Here is a 20,812-nt window from a genome sequence, read left to right as displayed (position 1 = left end):
TCTAAAGAATAATCATAATTTCATACTATACTAAAAATACCTCAGGCAAGCATTCCCATGGAAGGAGAATCAAATGAAAATATTGATGGTCCTGACCTCACATGATCAACTCGGCAACACAGGCCGTAAAACAGGTTTCTGGCTGGAGGAATTTGCAGCTCCCTATTTTGTATTTAAAGATGGAAATGTTGAACTCACCCTAGCCTCACCCAAAGGCGGACAGCCTCCTATCGATCCTAAGAGTGATTTACCGGAAAATCAGACCCCGGCCATGCAGCGATTCAAGCAAGATGAGCAGGCAAAAAAAACCTTATCCCAAACTGTCAAACTTGCTGAGATGAAGGCAGACGATTTTGACGCAGTCTTCTATCCTGGCGGTCACGGCCCTATGTGGGATCTCGCTGAAAGTGCCGATTCAGTCAACTTACTTGAATCATTCTACAACACAGGAAAACCCGTCGCGCTAGTATGCCATGCACCCGGTGTTCTGCGTCATGTCACTTACAAAGGCGCTCCCTTAGTCAAAGGAAAACGGGTAACCGGCTTCAGCAATGATGAAGAGGAAGAAGTTCAGCTCACTAAAGTAGTACCCTTCCTCGTAGAAGATGAGTTGAAACGGTTGGGAGGCTCATACGAAAAAGCACCTAACTGGCAAAGCTTTGTTATTGTGGATGGCCGTCTTATTACTGGTCAAAATCCTGCATCCTCGATGGCCGGCGCACAGGCCTTGTTTAAGTTACTTTCTTAATCTGAGGGGCTAACACGACTATCCCATAGCCTTTGTGATCCCACAGGGTAGAGTTGATATCACTTCTCCTTGCCTATGCTATAATGCGGTTTTCTTAACATGTTGTTATGGAGTTGATGATGCAAGAATTTTTATCCATCACTGTATTAATTATGTTAGCTGCTATTTCACCTGGGCCAGACTTTGCTGTTGTAACGAAAAACTCTTTACTCTTTTCTAGACGAGCTGGCATTTATACCGCACTTGGTGTGTCTGTAAGTCTATTGATCCATGCTGTTTATTGTATCTTGGGACTGGCTATTATAATTTCCCAATCCTTGCTAGCTTTCAGTATCATAAAATACTTAGGCGCTGCCTATTTAATATATATTGGTGTCAAAGGAATATTGGCTAAACGCAGCGCAATTACCGTCGATCAAGAACTTTCCCAATCAACCATTACTGGATTGCAAGCCTTTTATCAGGGTCTACTGTGTAATCTTCTTAATCCCAAAGCGATTATGTTCTTGTTGGCTTTTTTCACCTTGATTGTTAAACCTGGGAATTCTTTATTGTTTGAAATGGGTTACGGCCTTGAAATTGCGGTCATCCATATGATTTGGTTTAGTAGTCTGAGTATGATGATGACTCACAACGCGGTTAAAACACAGTTAAATCGTATTCAATATTATATTGTTAAAGCAATGGGCGCAGTCCTTGTGGCCTTTGGAGTTCGTATTGCAACGCTAAGTCAAGCAGTTATGTTACCTGCGGCTGTACTGGAATAAACAGAGGTTGGGCTTAGCCCAACCTCCGATAAGCAAAAGCGTGTTGCTGGTTAACCAATCACATTGGGAATCAATTGTCTTTTCATTTATTGCCTTAAGTTTTTCTGCATTCAAATTTAAACGTTAAACAAGCTTTACAAACTGGTCCCCATCACCGTTACCGGATGTCCTTTAAATTCATCCATATCAATCTTGCACCAACCAAGACGACTGTAATATTCTGGGATAGTTGGATCAAAAGCAAACAGATAAAGCGTTTTAAAACCCAATTGTCGTGCTTTTTCTTTGATTTTTTCAATAAGCTGTTTGGCAATGCCTTGATTTTGGTACTTTGGCGAAACCACTAATGAACCCAGCCAGGGCGTTAGCTCATGACGTATACCATCATTGACTCGCAAAGAGCACATACCAACAGGTTGATTTTCGTAATTCGCTACGAGGGTAAGTGGCAACTGTTCTGTATTTAAATGGTTTTGTAAATTTTCTTTCACACGTGAAATAGGAACATCAGGAACCCAAATTTGGCCTAATACTTCATGCCAAATATCGGCAAGTTCTGGAATACTGTCTGGCTGATGTTTTAGGTAGTCGATAGTTATCATGATAGTACCTGTAAAATAAGTTATAACTTTCGCAAAAAGTTCTTAATAACAAGCTCTTGTCAGCCAATTGATTGTGTATTAGCGAATTGAAGAACGCAAGAGAAAAAGTTTAGGGAGATGCGCAACGTGCACGCGCCGCCTCGAAGTTTCGCACAAGGCTTCGAGACGGCCTGACCGCCTCCTCTGCCCTAACGGAGGCAGATAAATCGTCTTAGTAAGGCTGATCTATTTTTTGAATAGTTGCCGAAAGTTCTTCGTGTTTAGAAATATCTGTTTCTACTGAGAAAGAGCCTTTATACTTTGGTTTTTGCAAACAATCGTCAATCGTCTTATTTAAGTTATTAAGTAGGCTAAAAGAAGAGGTTGCCCAAGTATCCTCTTTAAAAAAATTGTCTAACTTTGGATTTTGATGTTTATTAATAATATCATTCTCTTCTTCACTGAAATTATTTAATCGCGCTTTGATAGCGTTTAATTTTTCAGGGATAGTAGAGTCATTTTGAGTTATCGCATTAACCTCAGCCAAAAAACTATTCAACAGTTTTGCTTTTTCTTTACCGAGTCCTTTATTAAAAAATTGATTAGCTAACCCCTTAGCATGCTCTTGAATAGCATTAAGGCTATTTAGGACAGGCTTAGGAATCGGAGGAGTTTTATGATGTTTGTATTTATGGATTTCACTACCGATACCTTTTTGATATTGTTCAAACATTTCCCATGCTTTTTCATCAGCTACAGGTCTATCACTGATAACATTTAATCTTTTTTTATACTCTAAAAACTGTTGATATTGTTCTGAATCCGAGTAGTCAATTTTTACCGTAGGTGAGCGATATTCAAAAATTTTGCCATATTTCTCATCAAATTTGGCACCCATTATAGCTTGCACATAAGCAGAAGGGTGGACCCCATTCCAGAAGAGATGATAGCCCTTAAGTGGAGGGACATGACCACCATTGTCGGTTATTAATTCCTTTATTTGTTGAGTAGTTAAACGAACTTTGTCTTTTGTCAGGGAAGCAGTCCGAATTTTATCAAGTTCCCTCTCGAACGTCGCTAACTCATCAATGGATACCTCTTTTGATGCTCCTTTGGAATCAATGAAATAAAGTTGCCTAGTTCCCTCATTGTTGCAAAAAATATAGCTGTTTTTAAATTCTACAGCTGTTTCCGGCAATTGAGTCATGAAATAAAGGTTCAAACTAATATACCCTGTGTCAGGGGTTATTTTTTTAGCTTGATATTCTTGATTGTCTTTCGCTTTTTCAAGTTCTTCAGATTCAGTAAAATATTGCGTTAAAAGCTCAGGATCAAAACCATATTTCTCAGGATGTTTATAAGCATCGATAAAAATTTCATTAATATCAAATACATCAAAAAAATAGTCATCCCTGTATTCAGCTTTTAGTTGCCCAACTTCTTCTGCTAGCTTAGCATTAAAATACTCGGTAACCTCATGTGCGTTATCTCTCTCCTCTTTACTAAAATTTTGAAATCTGGGCGTGAGAGAGAAATCGGGAAGATTTATTAATACGAAAGTTCTATATCCTTTATCGATTAAGTCTCTAAGGTTTTCAATTCTGGCTTTGATAGCCTTATCCGCAATTTCCTTAGTGGGTTTATCATTAACGGTGATTAAATCATTAGCACCCGACAAATCAACAACCAGTGTTTCTTCTTTTTCTTTGCGAGTTACACCATAACGTCGATCGTCTGCAAAAAGTTGTTTTCTTTGTTGTTTAAGGTTGGCGAGTAGAAGTCTGGATATATCTTCTGCAGGTTCTTCAACTACTTCATCAAGCTCTAATCCCCAAACTGCTGCGGTAGCACCCCCAATTGCATAGGTGCGTAGGTAGCGATATCCGTTATAAAGAATCTGTTTAGGGTTATCGAGATTAAACGCTTCTCTAAACTTGGTAAATAACTCCGATAAATCATTATCATCTACCTGCGCAACGATTTGCCTTATCGTATCGACTTGACTACGCATAACTTGCCTAGTCTGCTCTTCTTTTTTTAACTCGTCTAATTGGGCCAATAATTCTTTTCTTTGAGCCTTAAACTCGTTAACCGTAAACTCAGCCATGCCAAAGGAGGCAACTAGATCAACCCATCCAAAACCATTAGCAAAGCGCCAGCGAGGCGATTGACCGGTCAAACCACCACCAAACGCAAGTAATTCTTCTAATCCAAGCAATCCACGATCAGATAGACTATCTCCAAAAACGACTTTATGTTTAATGACTGGCTTAGACATTTTCATTTCCAATTTGATCAATATAACTACTATTATTACATAAGCTGTATAACAGATAAACAGATTAGATCAAAAAATCATCAGCTTAGAAATCAAGCTGGATGCGGACTCTTCTTTTTTTAATGAAAATTTTTTGTTTGAGAAATTTTGCTTTTTGACCCCCGTTATCGCGAAGGTCAACGATTGCTTTGTTGTAGGAGAGTACCTGTTATTTATATTTGAGCAGGCGAAGGACTCCAATACGTCTTAACAGAGTTATCCACTATTTCTTGCAAACATTCTGCTAGTTTTCGGTTTGGAAAGGTTTCTACATAGCTTTTAGCGATATTAAATCGCTCCTCGTCATTCGCAGAATTTAATAGTTCATCAATGGTCTCAGTGCTTTCCAGGCTTGAAAACCAACTATCTAACCCTAAAATATGAGACAAACCACATAACCTAGAGGCTTTATAACTGCGGTAGCTAGCAACGGCCGCTTCGACTGCCTCGCGTGATAGACTTGGTTGGCAGTCATCACTGATAAATGACTTTCTAAGCTCTTTGGCCCTAAAAAATCCGCTTTTAGATTCCCGAATCGCATATTTATGAGGATCTTCCTTTCTTCTAGGCGCTAAAAGATGGGAGTCAGGATAGTAATCGATTCGAACGTTGGTTGGACTAGCTGGCTTGTTTAAGTCGAGAAAATATTTAAATACCTCCGCTAATCTACTGGCCTGTTTTCCTGCGTTCTGAAAAAACAATTTGATATGGATTTTTTTTGGAGCCCCTTCCTCATTGGGAGAAAATAATCCATCAGCAATGATATCATTTACTATGTCTGGGACAGACAAGCACTGATCTTTACCCTCCCGTAACTCAAATTGTCCCGAAGTACTTTTATGAGCCCTAGCTGTCTCATAATTAATTTGCCTTTCAACAGGATTTGGTTTAGTTGCAGTACCCGGTGCAAGCACATAAACCTTGGCATAGGGAGGTAAATTATTTAAACCTTTTTTACCTTTATAAATGACAACGACATCTTTATTTTTTGCTTCCTTTTCTACCTTAACCCAATCCTCTATCGTGGTTTGTAAAGATGAAGAGACGTTTTTCTCTGTAATAGGAATATATAAGTAATAGGTCATTAGTTGCTTCTTTTGTTAATTAAATTGACAATATTTTACCATAGATTCATAAAAATTTACAAATAAGAAATAAAAAGATCACCATGATTTTAAATAGATCATTAAAAACAAAGGTGTTTCGACAAAAAAAACTCTAATAATTAGCACCCGTTCTGATAGGGCTCTACAATTTTGTCAGCGAAATATCTTCTGCGAAGGCAGAGTGGCATCGATCTAGTGGTACAGTACCATAACCCTACCTTTGCAAAGGAGACAAAAAATTCGTAAGGATAGATATCATTCTTACTTTCTATAATCTCATTCCAGAGGTATAAGAATCATCTTTCTTATCCTCAATTTTATCTTGTTTGGCTTGACTGAAAGAATTGGCTAAAGCGTCAAAAGCAAGTTTTCCAACGTTTGATTTTGATAATTGTGCATGTTTAGCTAGTTTATCCAAATCCTGTTTAGTCAGAAAAACCGAGCCATTTTGCGGACTTTTCATTTTCCCCGGACCACGAGTCAGACTATGAACCCCATGCTCTTTATAGAGTCGTTCACAGAACTCCTGGGCTTCTTGCTGGGAATTGAAAGTAATTTTCATAGCTTGAGGATCATGGCCTTTTACATTCGCTCTCGTATTACTCACCATCTGCACTTTCACTTGTGCATTAAGATTTGACATGGCGCTTTTCACAGAATAAGCAGCAAGTAATTGCGCGGCGTCCTTTTTATTAATCCCCAAATTTAAACAGCCATCCAAAACAGTTTCTTTATCAGACACCAAGGGAACAATCCCTTTCTTTAGCGACTTTTCCATTTCACTGGCCGACATAATAGGTTGAGAATAATAATCGCTCCCCTTAAATTGAATGGGAGGATTAGACTTAGGAAATACCCAATTTGCAGCATTGGGTGTTAAATTATTTACCTGATTATTATGGGCTAGAGCTGCACTATGAGTACTCTGTAATTGCTGATAAGCCTGCGTAGGATTGGGAATGCGTGGTTTTTCACCCTTTTGAATCAATAGCTTATTGCCTTCTTCTAAGATCAAAATTCCCAACATATTTAACCCGTTACCGTCAGGACCACTGGCCCAATTGACGTCATATTGGCTTATTTCAACTGGTAGAATGCCTTCTCGTGCACATTCCATTGCTTTTTCACGCAATTCAGGATGCTGTTCGAGTTTCATCGCAATCACAGTGCGCATAAAATTAATTGTTCCTTTTTTGCCAGTTGGGTTTTTGGTGGCGTGAAAATCGGCATCACATAAAGCATCAAAGGCATATTTATCTTTTAAATTAAGTCCATCTTTATTTAATTGGTCGAGATATTTATTAACCAAAGGGTCATAATCATCGCGTGGCAAATATTCCTTATTTGTGCCAGCATGAGTTGCTGCAATTTCATTCAGCATCTTAGTTAGGGTTTTTTGGGCAGGATGACTAGCGGGAAGCTTCCCCTTTAAATGAAGTATTTTTTGTGCATGAAAAGCATGCTCAGACGAAGGCCACACAATGGTTCTGGAACCACCATCCATTGTCACTGTTTGCTTAATTGGATATTTACCCGAAGGGGTGGTATTTGCGAAAACACCATAGGGTTCAGTAGAAGGATTCTTAAAAGGTGCAATTTTGACACCGCCTAATGAGACATAAGGTTTTGGCATACGAAATCTCTACCTCAAATAAGCTAAATATAGTCCAAAAATACAAATAGCGCCTAAACGTCTAGGGTGGACGTTTGGGTCGCTAGTCTAGATACTTTCTTCAAAAGCTTCATATGCTTGCTTGATATTCTGAACTTCTAAAATCTTCAAGCAGCTCATTACACACTAATTTTTCATAAAATTGCTGGGTACTCTCTTTTCTTCTCCAGTCTGGCTTATTGATTGCTGATTGGGCGATCTTTAGAACTTCTTCGTAGGTTTTTATAGGGTCTAATCTTTGTGTTTCAAATAATTCAATTTGGTCAAGAATTGCCTGAACATGAGATGGTTTTGGTGCTTTTCCAAATAATCCTATTCTAAATGTGGTCTCCCAGGGTTGCTGAATAATGTGTACTTTGAGGTTTAAGATAAAAGCGTTTAATATTTCAGAGTCTACATCTGAAGAGACAGTATATGTTTCCCCTTCAATATTTCTCCTAGGGTCATTTGCGAGAGGATGTAATGCTTCAAAACCATTGTCACGAAGCTTTTGTTTAAAAAGTTTATGATCTATAAAATCGACTGACTTTATTTTATGAATTAACGCTAATGATTCCAGAGACTCTGGAGACAAACTAAAATTATCTGACCAAAGCTTATAAAAATAATCAACCAGCTCGCTATTTTCATCTGGATTAGTTTTTCCTTTTTCAACATACTCACTTCTTTTATTATCAACGTCTTCGAATAAAGGTTTTAATTTTTCACTTGGTTTGTAAATTAAATCAAAAATTTTGTTTAATGTTGTATCCTTTCTTCTAATTTTTTGATGTGAATCAAATGAAGTATTTTTAAGTAATTGAAGTTGAGGATAGTTTTTTAAAAATAAATCTGCTTTAGTTTCTAAGGTATCCTCAGTAGATAAAAGTAACTTTAATTGAACAGTAGATAAATCAACCCCAAGTAATTGCAAATGATTAAGAAATATAGCAATGTCTTTATGACTTGGCCTGTAATGCCCAGAGCTATTACTAACTTCAGTAATCTTATTATCAACAATCTTAATCATTCCAGCACATAAGACTTCATCTCCTGAGAGAAAAGAACTATGTTTCATGAATTGATTATCATGCTCAATGAATTGATCTGCAATTCTGCCATCTTTGACATAAATATCGCCAGAAAATGAAAATACAAACTCTCTTTCTTCGTCATTTTGTTCGAATTCATTTTCAGGATTTTGATAAAAAACTTTACCCTCGTGAATGGCTACTTTGAAATTATTTGCTTCTTCCCTCGTAAAATAAAGCAACCTTTGAGCTTCGTTTCTATCAATTGCATTAAAAAATGGTATGACCTCTCTTCCTACTGTACTCAAAATATGACTAGGTAAAGTCATGGGGTTACATTTAAAATATCTTGTTAATAGATTGACACAAGATTTAAATAAATCATCGAAATAAGCATTGTCTGATTTATTTATTAAATAAGTACTTTGAATAGAGGAGAGCAATAAATACATTTTAAGTAAAAGGTAGGCTTTTCTATCAGGATTTTTTTCATTATTAATTTTTTTTGCTAGAGAAGTCACATTTTGCATTAATTTATTGTTAATTTTGTGTTTCATATCAACAACTATAGTAGGCATAAGATTGATTTAATTATACTTGTTGAACATTAAATAAACATTAAGGGGTTTTGAGAAGTTTTAAAAAAGAGCTTAAATTTAAAAAAAATGGCAGCCAACCCTGCAATACTGACTTTCCTTCCATATCATTTTCTAATTATTCAATTTTTTTGAAGTATAATTATTAAGCATATTGATTTTTTTATGCCTTGCTGATTTCAATCGGTGAGCTATGCTTTGATTTTGAGGGATCGAGAAAGGGATGAAGAAAAAGCTATTTTATAGATTAGGAAGAGCTATTTTTCGACTTCGTTGGGCCATCGTAGTTATTTGGGTGATAGTCCTTGCAGCTTCTATACCCATTCTTATAAAAACAATCCCTCCCTTTAAGAGCACGGGGTTTAGCGATGAAAATTCTGGGAGTGTTAAAGCTCAAAATTACATTAACAAACAATTTGGCTATGCTGAAACCAACAAGATTTTAATTATTTATCATAGCCCTAGTCTTTCAGCAGATGACTCTCTTTTTATCAAAAAAATAAAGAATTCGCTTTCTGGATTAAAAAATTTTCCTATTAAACATGAAATAATTCTCCCTTCCGATAATAAAAAGCAAATTTCTAAAAATAAGCATTCTGCTTACGTCGTCCTTATCATCAAAAGTCATAAAGTATTGGGGGATAAAGAACTAAATAAGTTGAGATCTTTGATAAAAAAACCATCTAAAATGTCGATGGAATTCGGGGGCGAAGCTCCATTTATTAATGAGATTAATAAGCAGACACAGATTGATCTCTATCGGGCTGATCTAATTGCTACACCGGTTGCAATTGTTACCTTAATTTTCGTTTTTGGGTCAGTCATTGCGGCTCTACTGCCCATTATTTTAGGCGGAGGGTGTGCATTAATTATTTTAACCTCCCTTTATCTTATTGGAGAGCAGACCACCCTTTCGATTTATACTTTAAATATTGCTTTATTGTTAGGACTTTGTCTTAGTCTGGATTATGCATTATTTATTATTAATCGGTTTCGCGAAGAATTTCATAAAGGAAAAAGTATAATAACAGCACTTGCAATTACCGAAGAAACCGCAGGCAAATCTGTTTTCTTTAGTGGATTAGCAGTTTTGGTTAGCTTAAGTGCTTTATTTTTATTTCCTATTAATATCTTATTTTCAATGGCCGTAGGTGGTGTCATTGCGGTTTTAATAGCGGTAATCAATGCAGTTATAGTACTCCCTGCCGTTCTCGGGATTATTAAACAACATATTGATTTTTTATCCATTCATTTAATTAAGCATGCTAAAGGAAACCGAGCACCATTTTGGCATTGGTTAGCTGAAAAAATAGTGAATAGGCCTCTCGTCTTCTTCTTTCCAGTTATTATTTTCTTGCTGATGCTCGGTTATCCGATTACGACCGCTAAATTTGGTGTATCCGATTATCGAATAACGCCTAAAGATTCAGATAGTCGACAATTTTTTAACGAATATGAGACCTATTTTAATATTAAAGACTTAACGCCTATTGTTCTATTAGTTCAGTCCCCAAATAGCTATATCCTGTCAAAAAATAACATTTCAAAATTATATAATTTTGTTAATGAAGTACAGGATAATTCCTCAGTTCATAACGTTGTAGGCATTGTGTCATCTGACTCTAAATCTAGTAAAAAGGAATACCAGGCGCTTTACTCGACCTCTAAAGATTTATTACCAACAAGTGTTAAAAAATTACTAAGGACCTCCACAAAACATTCTTTTACTTTATTAAACGTTAACAGCAAATACAAAGTAAATTCTGAGCAAACAACTGATCTGGTTAAGGAACTAAAAACAATTAAAGTTCCCTTAAAGATGGATGTCGAAGTGACTGGAACACCAGCTATCAATGTGGACGTTCTAGATAAAATTTTTGCAATACTCCCCTATGCAATTGTCTGGATCATTGTTTTTTCCTATTTGATCTTACTTTTATTATTACGCTCATTATTTTTACCTTTAAAGGCAATTTTAATGAATTTACTGAGCCTTTCAGCTTGTTATGGCGCTCTGGTATTAGTTTTTCAAGATGGGTATTTGGCGCATTATCTTAATTTCGAACCCCAAGGTATTCTAGATATCAGCTTATTAGTGATAATTTTTTGTGCCCTCTTTGGGTTTTCTATGGATTATGAAGTATTCCTCTTAACGAGAATTAAAGAGTCTTACCATGAATGCAAAGATAATAGGAAAGCCATTATTTTTGGCATCGAGAAAAGCAGCCGAATTATTACTTCGGCAGCATTAATTGTTATCGTTGTTTGTGGTTCTTTTTTAGTCGCTGATGTGCTGATGGTGAAAGCCTTTGGACTCGGCATTGCCGTCGCCATTTTTGTGGATGCTTTTTTAATTCGTACCCTTTTAGTGCCTTCTACTATGGCAATTTTTAAAAGATGGAACTGGTATCTTCCTAAATGGCTTGATAAATTTTTACCCGAACTATAATTATAATAAATAAATAAAAATAGATAATTAGGTCATATAAAAATGATTAAAAAACGACTTAGAGATAACTCACAGACTTTAGTTGAAATGTTTGAGCGCCAGGCTAAACTGCAACCTCAGACTATTGCTATTAGTTGCGCAACAGAGACTATAACTTACGAAGACTTAAATCAAAAAGCAAATCAATTGGCTTATAGTCTAAATCAATTAGAGTTAGAAAATGAGCTTCCTATTGCTATCTCTATGGAGCGCTCTATTGACTTAATGATTGGAATTCTTGGAATCTTAAAAGCAGGTAAGGCTTATGTACCACTTGATCAATCCACTCCTGCAGAAAGATTAGTACACATTTTGAATAGAGACTCTATTCCAATCCTTATTACAAGCCCTATAATGGCAGTCAAATTTAGAGCCTACCAAGGTAAAATTTTACCGTTTTCTGTTAATGATTTTTTTGCTGAACCAAAACCAGAGCGACCCAATCCAACAGTAAAAATTCGCTCGGATCAATTAGCTTATATCATTTATACCTCTGGATCGACAGGCCCACCCAAAGGTGCTCTAATTGAACATAAAAGTATAGTTAACTATTCTAAATGGATTGCTGATTTTTATAATTTTCGTGATGGAGAACGGATTGATTTTTCTTCTAATCTTTCGTTTGATTTCTCCTTAACTACGTCAATAATTCCTTTGACACAAGGATTAACCGTAGTAATTTGTGAAGATAAAATTAAAAAGGATCCGAATCTATATTTAGATTACCTTGAAACCAATAAGATTTGTTATGTTAAATTAACTCCAGCTTATTTTGAAGTTCTACTGCAGCAAGCAAAATTCAAACAGACAGCTCTTAGCCATTTAAAAAAGATTATCTTAGGTGGAGAGGCATTATTATCTATCGACTGTGCATCGTGGCTCAGTCTATATCCAAATCATATTTTATTTAATGAATATGGCCCGACAGAAACTACTGTTGGGGTTAGCGTAGAGCAGATTGATAGAAAAAATATAGCTCAATTAGGCACTTATGTTCCAATTGGAGAACTGTTTCCTAATTGTAATTTTTATCTCGTTAATGAAAACGGGAATTTGGTTGGAAAAAATGAAGTGGGTGAACTCTACATAGGCGGTATTTGCCTCGCTCGGGGTTATTTAAATCAGGCTCAATTAACTGCGGAAAAATTCATTAAGGACCCTTTTAACCCTTCTTCTAATTCACGCCTGTATAAAACGGGTGATTTATGCCGTCTACTTCCCAATTCTAAACTCGAATATATCGGCAGAATTGACAACCAAATTAAAATCAGAGGCTATCGTATTGAACCAGCAGAAATTGAGAGTATTTTAGCAAGACACTCGGCCTTGGAATCGGCAAGAATAAATGCTGTTGAAAATTACCGAAAAGAAAAAATACTTGTCGCTTATTATATTCTAAATAACAATAAAACCGTAATATCAGATGGCGAGTTACGTCAATATCTAAAGACTTATTTGCCCGATTTTATGATCCCGAGTTTTTTCATAGCCTTGGAATCATTTCCTTTAAATGCAAATGATAAATTGAATCTCAAAGCTTTACCGACCCCTCGAATTTTCCCGCATGAGGAACCACAAAGCCCCCTTGAAAAAACTATTGCTGGAATTTGGTCTAATGAACTTGGCATAGAGCCTATTGGGGTTAATAATGATTTTTTTGAATTAGGAGGACACTCTCTGGCTGCAGCAAGAATTATTTCTGCAATCACCCAAATGCTTGACAAAAGTATAAGCATCCGAGAATTTTATCAAAACCCAACCATAGCTGGTTTATCAATATTAGTAGAGAAGCAGCAAAAAAATAATACTAAAATTAGCTTTCCCGAAAAAATTTACCAAGATAGTTATCAATCCCCTCTCAGCGATTTTCAATTTACTCTATGGTTAGCTAATATTTTTGAGCCCAAGGCGAAAAAAATAAATATCTGTGGCCGAAAACGGTTTTATGCAAATTTGAGTGAAAAAAAACTTCGCAATGCTTTTGAAAATCTTTTAAAAAAACATGATGTATTGTCCTATCAAATAGCAAAATTTGTCCCAGTACAACAGTCTAAAAAGTCCTTGGCTATTAAAGTTGAAGTGACAGATTTGAAATCATTCTCCCAACAAGAAAACGAAAAAATATTAGAGAAGTCCTTAGATAATTTAATTGGTTATCATTACTGGCCTAAGCATTACGCGCTTTTTAGAGCCCGCATCTTTTACTTGCCCGAAGGTAAAACTGAATTACAACTTTGTATGCCTCATATCATTTCTGATGAAGTTTCAATCGATATCCTCTTTGACGATTTATCAAAACTTTATCTTGCTAATGAAGTGCCAAACCTCCAAAAAGACAATACGCATCGAGAATACATATTTGCTGAACAGGAATATATAAAAACCCACCTCGACCATGATCTCATCTTTTGGCAAAACTATTTAAACAATACGGCTTTATTTGTCATTCCTGAGCAATATGTTGTAGCCAATATGAAAAAAAACAAACAGCCTTATTCAAGCTACATAGAAATTCCCGAAAAGTGGTTAGAGACTTTACAAATTTATTGCTCTAAACATCATTTCAGTCTAGATATTGGTCTATGCGGGGGGTTATTACTCGCTTTGAAACGAATTTTGGGCGAATCAACTACAAACTCAGCAATCTGCTTCAATAAAGTAAAATCAACTCGTGATCAATTAAAATACGATAATACAATCGGTTGTTTTCTCAGTTTAGAATTGATCAAAGTCATGTTGACTAAAGAGGAAAATTTAAATTCCCTCTGTCAGCAGCTACGCGCCTCTATTATATGCACGAGTCCTTATCAAAAATGCCCAAATTTAATCAAACTTGCAAATATTGGTAATTTCCGCAACTACAGCAGAATCAAAGAATTCATAGTCAGTGGCTTAACTTCAATTTATAACTTTATAGTTCCTTCCCACCCATTAAATCACCAATTAATTAATCACTGCGTTCGCTTAAATAAATTTAAAGGCAATCATTTTCTACTCAATGTCAATGTTTATAAGGATTTTTCGAAAACAAAAAAAGAGGCTGCTTCTCTCTTTGAATCAGAGCATGAGCCCTTAAAAAACAATTGGCATGATTTGTTAACAATCAATAATTTTCTTGATGTTTGTTTTCTAAGAATAGAAGATCAAAAGGCTTATATGGTGGTGTCTGCGAACTTAACTAACGAGTTTAAGGCGCTGTTAGGGAAAGAATTATTAGAAATCTGTAAATTGCTTCAATAAAATTACTTAATTCGTATTTCCTTTAATTAAAGTTCTGATAAAATCACCAATTCAATAATTTAAGGGAATAATATGATTAAAAAAATATGTCTAGCGGCTACTACTTATTTTCTTGCCTTTTCCACTTTCGCTTTCTCATCTTGTCCTAAAGCAGAAGTTACAAATAGTCCCCGTTTTTGCGAATCGTTTAAAACTGCTGCCCGCTGTTATTGTACTTCCTCAGGATTACCTGCTGGATTGTGCCAGAATGTAGATGAGATTTATTTACGAATGGTCGTTATCTATTCAACATTGGAAAACGCCTGCCGTTCTCAAAAATATACAAGCCAACAAGATTGTCTGGATAATTGGCGCTGCTATCTTTATGGCGGTATGGATTCTCAAAGTAGAATTTGCAGTTCGAATGGTAGCAGATGTACTACTATGAATGTTTAAAAGATAAAGGGTTCTGTGGTGATTTTTAAAAAGCTAAAATTCTGTAGTTTGTTGTTTTTATCGTTGCATCCGTTATTGGGACATAGTGGTGAAAGTCAGTCTGTTTCTTTCAATCGAGCATTCTATATAGGTTTACTTGGCGGTTATGGTTCGACGACTTGGAGAGGATTAGTACCAACAAAGGAAAATCAGAACTTAGCCCTCAATTTATCCACCCCCATTCATGTCACAGAAGGCGGTGGCGTATGGGGAGTGTTAGCTGGTTATGAATTTATTCCTGCTTTTGCGTTAGAAGCAAGCTATATGCATTTTCCTAAAGCCGATGTTTTCTTCGATCCTGAAAGTCTTTTTAGTTTTAATAACAATGACTTAGTCACACTTCGTACCAGAACAGAAACAATAAATTTAATGGGTAAAATTATGTTACCCATCTTAAATAGTGCTTTTAGAATCTATTCTAGTGCGGGCATTGCCGGAGTGCATCGCAGTGATATCCTCGAGAAAAATTGGCGGGCCAGCCCCACGTTCGGGGTTGGAATCAATTATCGCTTAGGTACACATATCATGGCGGAAATTGGTGGAAATTATACAGCAGGTTATGGAGAATCTCAGTTAAGTCCGACTGACTCCTATTTCCCTTTTCTTTACTCAGTCACAGCTCGCCTAAGTTATCGTTTCTAACTTAGGTTAGCTAGGATTTGGGTATTGAAATTTGTGCCAGGTTTTAGTTTTTGATCTTAATGGATTATTTTTTGGACCTAAATAAAAGTAAGGATACGCTATGTGGACAAATCTCAGAAATAACCTAGGACCTCTCATTCTCATGTTAGTTTGTCCTCCCTTTGTCATGCTGATGTGGTACACGAATACACAATTAGATGGTTCTTTCTATGCCTTATGGAATCTAATCAACGAAGAAGGGATTGTTACTACGGTATATAAAATATGGCAACCCTATTTTTGGGGCTCGAGCGTTGCATGGAGCATGATTGCCTGTTTTATCGTCTTTGAACTCATTTTAATGCGCATACTGCCTGGGAAAAAATTCTACGGGCCACCTACGGCAAAAGGGTATATGCCTCTTTATAAGGAAAATGGATTTTTAGCCTTTGTTATCACCATTGCAATTTTTTGCTTGGCTTCTTTTGGATTACAGTTATTTCCTGCCACTATTCTCTACGACAACCTAGGTAGTATTTTTGGTGCGCTCAATATTTTTAGCCTTTTGTTCTGTGTTTTGTTATATCTTAAAGGCCGCTTCTTTCCTTCAACGAGTGATGCAAGTACCACCAAAAACATTTTATTTGACTACTATTGGGGAACTGAATTATATCCACAAGTTTTTGGCTGGCACATTAAACAATTTATCACCTCGCGATTTGGCATGATGAGCTGGGGACTGTTTCTTATTTCTTATTGTGCTAAGCAGGCAGAATTAAGCGGATTAGCTAATTCGATGGTAATTTCAGTTGCTTTGCAAGGTTTATATGTCGCTAAATTTTTTCTCTGGGAAAAAGGTTATCTACGCTCTTTGGATATTATGCATGACCGCGCAGGATTTTATATTTGTTGGGGCTGCTTAGTTTGGGTTCCCTGCGTTTATACCTCACCCGGCATGTATCTTGTGCTTCATCCCGTACAGCTAAGCACGGCTTTAGCGTGGATTATTTCGGTTCTCGGAGTGATTAGCGTCCTTATTAATTACTTAGCCGATAAGCAACGGATGCTGGTTAGAGAAACCGAAGGTAATTGTAAAATTTGGGGTAGAAAACCGACTATTTTGTTAACTCACTATAAAACACTTAAAGGAGATACCAAAAGCTCTATCCTCCTTGCTTCAGGCTGGTGGGGAATTTCAAGGCATTTTCATTATATCCCGGAAATAACAAGTGCCTTTTTTTGGTCAGTTCCAGCGCTTTTTACTCATTTCTCTCCTTATTTTTATGTTTGCTTCCTAAGCATTCTTCTGCTTGATCGTGCCTTTCGTGATGATAAGCGCTGCGCTAAAAAATATGGTCAAGATTGGAATAAATACTGTGAGCTTGTACCTTATAAAATCATTCCTTTTTTAATCTAAATAATGAGGTTTCTACTTCCACGGCCCAGCAGCTTGCCCGGCATAGCAAACTGTTCGGGCTGTGGCCTCCTCAGGCCGAAGGGATTCCCCCTCTAATGAGAGCAATAAGGTTTTCAAGTTTGTCTGCTTCATTGGCAGGCTTGTCCCAACGCACTCGATTGATACGGGGAAAACGCAAAGCCACACCTGATTTATGGCGAGAAGAATAGTTCACCGCATCAAAAGCAATCTCAAAAACCAGTGCTTTTTCTACTTCCCTAACCGGGCCAAAATGATTCAAGGTATGATAACGGATCCATTTATCAAGTTGATATAATTCTTCATCAGTAAAACCAAAATAAGCTTTACCAATAGGAACCAATTCCTCAGCTCGCCAAAGTCCAAAAGTATAATCTGAATAAAAAGAAGAGCGCTTGCCATGACCACGTTGTGCGTACATTAAAACGGCATCGATTAATCGTGGCTCTCTCTTCCATTTGAACCAAAGACCCAAAGGTCTACCAGCAATATAGAGACTATTTTTACGTTTTAACATCAAACCTTCGACAGCAACCTCTTGTTTAATAATTGCTTTTTGCTTTAGCTCTAATAAACTCTGGAGTGAATCAAAAAATAAAAGTTCCGAGAGCAACATATTCGAAGGACGGTAATTTCTAAACCAAGCTTCCAGTCTTTTTCTCCTATCAACCAGCGAAAAACTGCGTAAATCTTGAGTTTGCTCTTCAAGAAGATCATACAAAATAATTGCCGCAGGTTGTTCCTGAAGAATTTTCTTGCTGGGCTTTTTACGATTTAATCTTTTTTGCAAATCGTTAAAACTGCCGATACGATTTTGACTTTGAATAACAAGCTCGCCATCCAAAACCGCCGGCTCATTAACCTCCTGTAAAACATCAGGAAATGATTGGCTGATGTTATCTCCACTGCGGGAATACAAGGCTTTAGATTCGGAAGTGCAAACGAGCTGCACCCGAATGCCATCGTATTTGTATTCTGCATAAAAATCTTCAGGCTTAATTAGGGCGAGATCTTTTTCTTTCAGAGGGTGAGATAGCATAACAGGATGAAAAAAATTAGCATCAAAGCTATGAGGAATTGAACTTTTCCCTTCTAACCAGGCAAATAATTCAAGATAAGGCGGCTTTATATTATGCCAGACCTGTTCTATCTCCAAGACATTTACCTGTCCATAACATGCCAGAGCCTTTTTTAAAAACCGCGCCGAAACACCAACCCTCAAATTTCCCGTCCCTATTTTTAATAAGGCCCAGCGCTCAATTTTATTAGATTGGTTCAATAATTCAGCTAAAAAAGACGCCATTTCAGTTTTAGATAGTTGCTGAAAAATGGTTACTATTTCTGTAAGACTAGGTAACTTAGATTCTTGTTTTTGGGGCCAAAGCAAAGCGATAGTTTCGGAAAGATCACCGACATAATCCAACGATAACTCAAATAAAAAGGGATCAATTCGCTGATGAATTAATTCTCTAATTAACTCACGATTGAAGGTAGGGAACTCTAAGGTATCCGCCATAATTGCCAGAGCATATCCACGTTCTGGATCGGCTGTAGACTTAAAGAAATCGTGTAATAAATTTAACTTGGTTTTGTGTCGATAAGAAAAATAAAGGCGATCAAGTAATTGAGCAAATTTTTTCATTCTCAATCCTCTCTTTCTTCTTTGCCAAGCAATCTTAAAGCCTTGGCTTTAAAGCCTTTAAGCTTAGCCGCATGGACAAGGGCATCTTCTAAGCCATGAGTAACCCAAATTTCTTCAGGGTTGACTTCTTCAATCGTTTGTAACAGCTCAAACCAATCGGCATGGTCAGAAACAATCAACGGCAAATCAATATTTTTTTGCTTGGCACGGGCACGAATTTGCATCCATCCCGACGCATTAGCCCTAATCATTTCACCAAAGCGTCTTGTCCATCGACTATGCAACTCGCCCGGCGGACATAGAACGATTTTCTTCTTGGCACTCTGCTTATCTAAACTAAGCGCAGAGCGCAATTCGCCTAATTGAATACCATAACTTTCATAAAGCTGACAAAGATTGAGCAAAGCACCATGTACATAAATGGGGGCGCAATAATTTAATTGACGCAGCGTTTTAATCACTCTCTGACATTTTCCTAGTGGGTAAACAGCAATCATATGACAGAGCGGAGATTTTTCTACAGATACGAGTAATTTCTTAAGTTCGTCTTCGATAGGTGGATGTTTAAAAATGGGTAGGCCAAAAGTCGCCTCTGTGACAAAAAAATCACAGACTCTAGCTTCAAAAGCCCTGCAAGTAGGATCATAAACACGTTTATAATCACCAGAAATAATTAAACGTTGTTTACCATACTCAATCACTACTTGGCTGCTGCCCAAAATATGGCCCGCAGGGATAAAGCTTAATTTAACTTGATTAATTTTTATTGATTGATGATAAGGCAAATTTTGCCATTGGCTGCAGGACTGATTACCAAGACGAAGTTGCATAATTGCAATAGTTTCCGGGGTAGCCAAAACCTTGTCATGCCCTGGACGAGCATGATCATTATGCGCATGAGTTATGACCGCCCTTTCTACACAACCTATGGGATCGATAAAAAAACCACCTGGAACACAGAAAAGACCTGCAGGTTTTGGTATTAACCAGTCACTGAGCTTAGGCATAATTTTAATTTAGCTTAATCAGGTTAAAGCAAACCTTATCAGCCCAATAATTCCTTATGAAGTGATACCAAATTACTTTCATTATAAACGATATTTGTTTAACTATTAGGCAGATTTACAGCTGTTAAATATTGCAAAAAAAACTCAGCTTGTATAAGGTAGGGATCTTATCTTTATATTTAGTGAAGAAAAAAATGAGTACACCACCACTACCAAAGGAATTGGAACTTTTGTTTAACTTGTTTGATTTTATCAAGGATCTTACTGAAAAAAGCACTGAGAATAATCGCGATATTCTATCTATACTCATCTATCTAATGTTAGGTCTAATTGCTATGGCAGTAGTTCAAACTATTGTGAATCGCCAAAGATTAAGTTTTTTTAATGATCCACAAGGAAATAAAGAAGATTTAAATATACATGAACAGCGTTTAGTCAGCGCAAATTTCCCTCTAAATAAGATTCCAGAAGATTTTATCTGCCCAATATCACTAAGTATTATGGTAGATCCAGTTATTCTCGTTCCGGTTAATTTCAACCCCCATGATCTCAATACTAAAAAGTCATTTGATAAAGCATCGATAGATGCCCATATGGACAAAGCAAAAGAGCGGGGGGACAGCGATTTTATATGTCCAACAACAAGAATAAAATTTTCAGGTTATCTGCTCAATGGCAGCTTAAAATCAATTATTGATGAGTGGGTTTCTAAGAAAGTTGCAAAATCAACCTTTAATGAAGCTGAGACTGTTACTCCTAAGGTTTAGATATCAAAGAGCAAGCAATTTTTCATTAATTTTTAGGAAAATAGCATGCAAACAGCACTCTTTCAGAAGTGTCGCCCACACAGGATAATAGGACTCCCTGCGGTTGTTTTTCATCGCCATATATTCCATGTATCACACGCAATCCCCCTTTGTTTGCACAGTGGAATTGTGATGAAGCGACAATAGTAGTGGTTGACTTAGGCGATGCAGCATCGTCATAGATGGCGCGGCAATTCAAACCGCCACTAGTAGGCGGCGCTAATATTAAGATTTTCTCTGCAAAAATTGAGTTTGATCCAAAAAATAGAAGAGCAATAATAAAAGCGCCGATTAATCTCACT

The 20,812-nt window shown here is 36.7% G+C and carries 16 protein-coding genes; 8 read left to right on the top strand and 8 right to left on the bottom strand.

The features are described 5' to 3' along the window. Positions 1–73 precede the first annotated feature (73 nt). Together Lnau_RS04080 and Lnau_RS04075 are read left to right on the top strand one after the other, a co-directional pair. Complete coding sequence (locus Lnau_RS04080; RefSeq protein ID WP_058503876.1) at positions 74–748, top strand: type 1 glutamine amidotransferase domain-containing protein; 675 nt, start codon at positions 74–76, stop codon at positions 746–748. A 116-nt stretch (positions 749–864) separates the two neighbouring features. Next, a complete protein-coding gene (locus tag Lnau_RS04075) occupies positions 865–1,515 on the top strand; it encodes a LysE family transporter (protein WP_238585916.1) in 651 nt (216 codons plus the stop codon). Between the two features lie 134 nt (positions 1,516–1,649). Here the strand turns inward: Lnau_RS04075 and Lnau_RS04070 are convergent, their stop codons facing one another. From Lnau_RS04070 to Lnau_RS04050, 5 genes are all read right to left on the bottom strand, one after another. Next, a complete protein-coding gene (locus Lnau_RS04070; RefSeq protein WP_058503874.1) occupies positions 1,650–2,117 on the bottom strand; it encodes a GNAT family N-acetyltransferase in 468 nt (155 codons plus the stop codon). A gap of 211 nt (positions 2,118–2,328) precedes the next feature. Continuing rightward, positions 2,329–4,374 (bottom strand): SGNH/GDSL hydrolase family protein, encoded by a 2,046-nt coding sequence (locus tag Lnau_RS04065; RefSeq protein ID WP_058503873.1) that lies wholly within the window; start codon positions 4,372–4,374, stop codon positions 2,329–2,331. A 212-nt stretch (positions 4,375–4,586) separates the two neighbouring features. Beyond that, the gene (locus tag Lnau_RS04060) at positions 4,587–5,498 is read right to left on the bottom strand and encodes a hypothetical protein (protein WP_058503872.1); all 912 of its coding nucleotides are present in this window, start codon (positions 5,496–5,498) and stop codon (positions 4,587–4,589) included. A gap of 289 nt (positions 5,499–5,787) precedes the next feature. Next, positions 5,788–7,152 carry an NADAR family protein gene (locus Lnau_RS04055; protein ID WP_058503871.1) on the bottom strand — a complete coding sequence of 455 codons (1,365 nt, stop codon included), beginning with the start codon at positions 7,150–7,152 and terminating at the stop codon, positions 5,788–5,790. Between the two features lie 109 nt (positions 7,153–7,261). Continuing rightward, the gene (locus tag Lnau_RS04050; RefSeq protein ID WP_058503870.1) at positions 7,262–8,758 is read right to left on the bottom strand and encodes a hypothetical protein; all 1,497 of its coding nucleotides are present in this window, start codon (positions 8,756–8,758) and stop codon (positions 7,262–7,264) included. Between the two features lie 262 nt (positions 8,759–9,020). Between Lnau_RS04050 and Lnau_RS04045 the strand changes: the two genes are divergently transcribed. From Lnau_RS04045 to Lnau_RS04030, 5 genes are all read left to right on the top strand, one after another. Continuing rightward, positions 9,021–11,246 (top strand): MMPL family transporter, encoded by a 2,226-nt coding sequence (locus Lnau_RS04045; protein WP_058503869.1) that lies wholly within the window; start codon positions 9,021–9,023, stop codon positions 11,244–11,246. 42 nt (positions 11,247–11,288) lie between these two features. Continuing rightward, on the top strand, positions 11,289–14,525 hold the full coding sequence (locus Lnau_RS04040) for an amino acid adenylation domain-containing protein (protein WP_058503868.1): 3,237 nt from the start codon (positions 11,289–11,291) through the stop codon (positions 14,523–14,525). 72 nt (positions 14,526–14,597) lie between these two features. Then, complete coding sequence (locus Lnau_RS16090; protein ID WP_083503769.1) at positions 14,598–14,960, top strand: hypothetical protein; 363 nt, start codon at positions 14,598–14,600, stop codon at positions 14,958–14,960. Positions 14,961–14,978: 18 nt separating this feature from the next. Further along, positions 14,979–15,641 carry an outer membrane beta-barrel protein gene (locus Lnau_RS04035; RefSeq protein WP_058503867.1) on the top strand — a complete coding sequence of 221 codons (663 nt, stop codon included), beginning with the start codon at positions 14,979–14,981 and terminating at the stop codon, positions 15,639–15,641. A 100-nt stretch (positions 15,642–15,741) separates the two neighbouring features. Continuing rightward, positions 15,742–17,037 carry a phosphatidylethanolamine N-methyltransferase family domain-containing protein gene (locus Lnau_RS04030; protein WP_058503866.1) on the top strand — a complete coding sequence of 432 codons (1,296 nt, stop codon included), beginning with the start codon at positions 15,742–15,744 and terminating at the stop codon, positions 17,035–17,037. Positions 17,038–17,107: 70 nt separating this feature from the next. On the opposite strand, the gene Lnau_RS04025 is transcribed toward Lnau_RS04030, so the two are convergent. Both Lnau_RS04025 and Lnau_RS04020 read right to left on the bottom strand, forming a co-directional pair. Next, a complete protein-coding gene (locus Lnau_RS04025) occupies positions 17,108–18,697 on the bottom strand; it encodes a cisplatin damage response ATP-dependent DNA ligase (protein WP_058503865.1) in 1,590 nt (529 codons plus the stop codon). 2 nt (positions 18,698–18,699) lie between these two features. After that, the gene (locus tag Lnau_RS04020) at positions 18,700–19,704 is read right to left on the bottom strand and encodes a ligase-associated DNA damage response exonuclease (RefSeq protein ID WP_058503864.1); all 1,005 of its coding nucleotides are present in this window, start codon (positions 19,702–19,704) and stop codon (positions 18,700–18,702) included. Between the two features lie 194 nt (positions 19,705–19,898). On the opposite strand from Lnau_RS04020, the gene Lnau_RS04015 reads away from it, so the two are divergent. Next, the gene (locus Lnau_RS04015) at positions 19,899–20,471 is read left to right on the top strand and encodes a U-box domain-containing protein (RefSeq protein ID WP_058503863.1); all 573 of its coding nucleotides are present in this window, start codon (positions 19,899–19,901) and stop codon (positions 20,469–20,471) included. 25 nt (positions 20,472–20,496) lie between these two features. On the opposite strand, the gene Lnau_RS04010 is transcribed toward Lnau_RS04015, so the two are convergent. Beyond that, entirely contained in the window at positions 20,497–20,811 is a 315-nt protein-coding gene (locus Lnau_RS04010) for a hypothetical protein (RefSeq protein ID WP_058503862.1), read from the bottom strand. Between the last annotated feature and the right edge of the window lies 1 nt (position 20,812).

The organism is Legionella nautarum (assembly GCF_001467895.1).
GTDB lineage: Bacteria > Pseudomonadota > Gammaproteobacteria > Legionellales > Legionellaceae > Tatlockia > Tatlockia nautarum.
The sequence above is the reverse complement of the archived record's forward strand: the minus strand, read 5'-3'. Positions and strand labels throughout refer to the sequence as shown.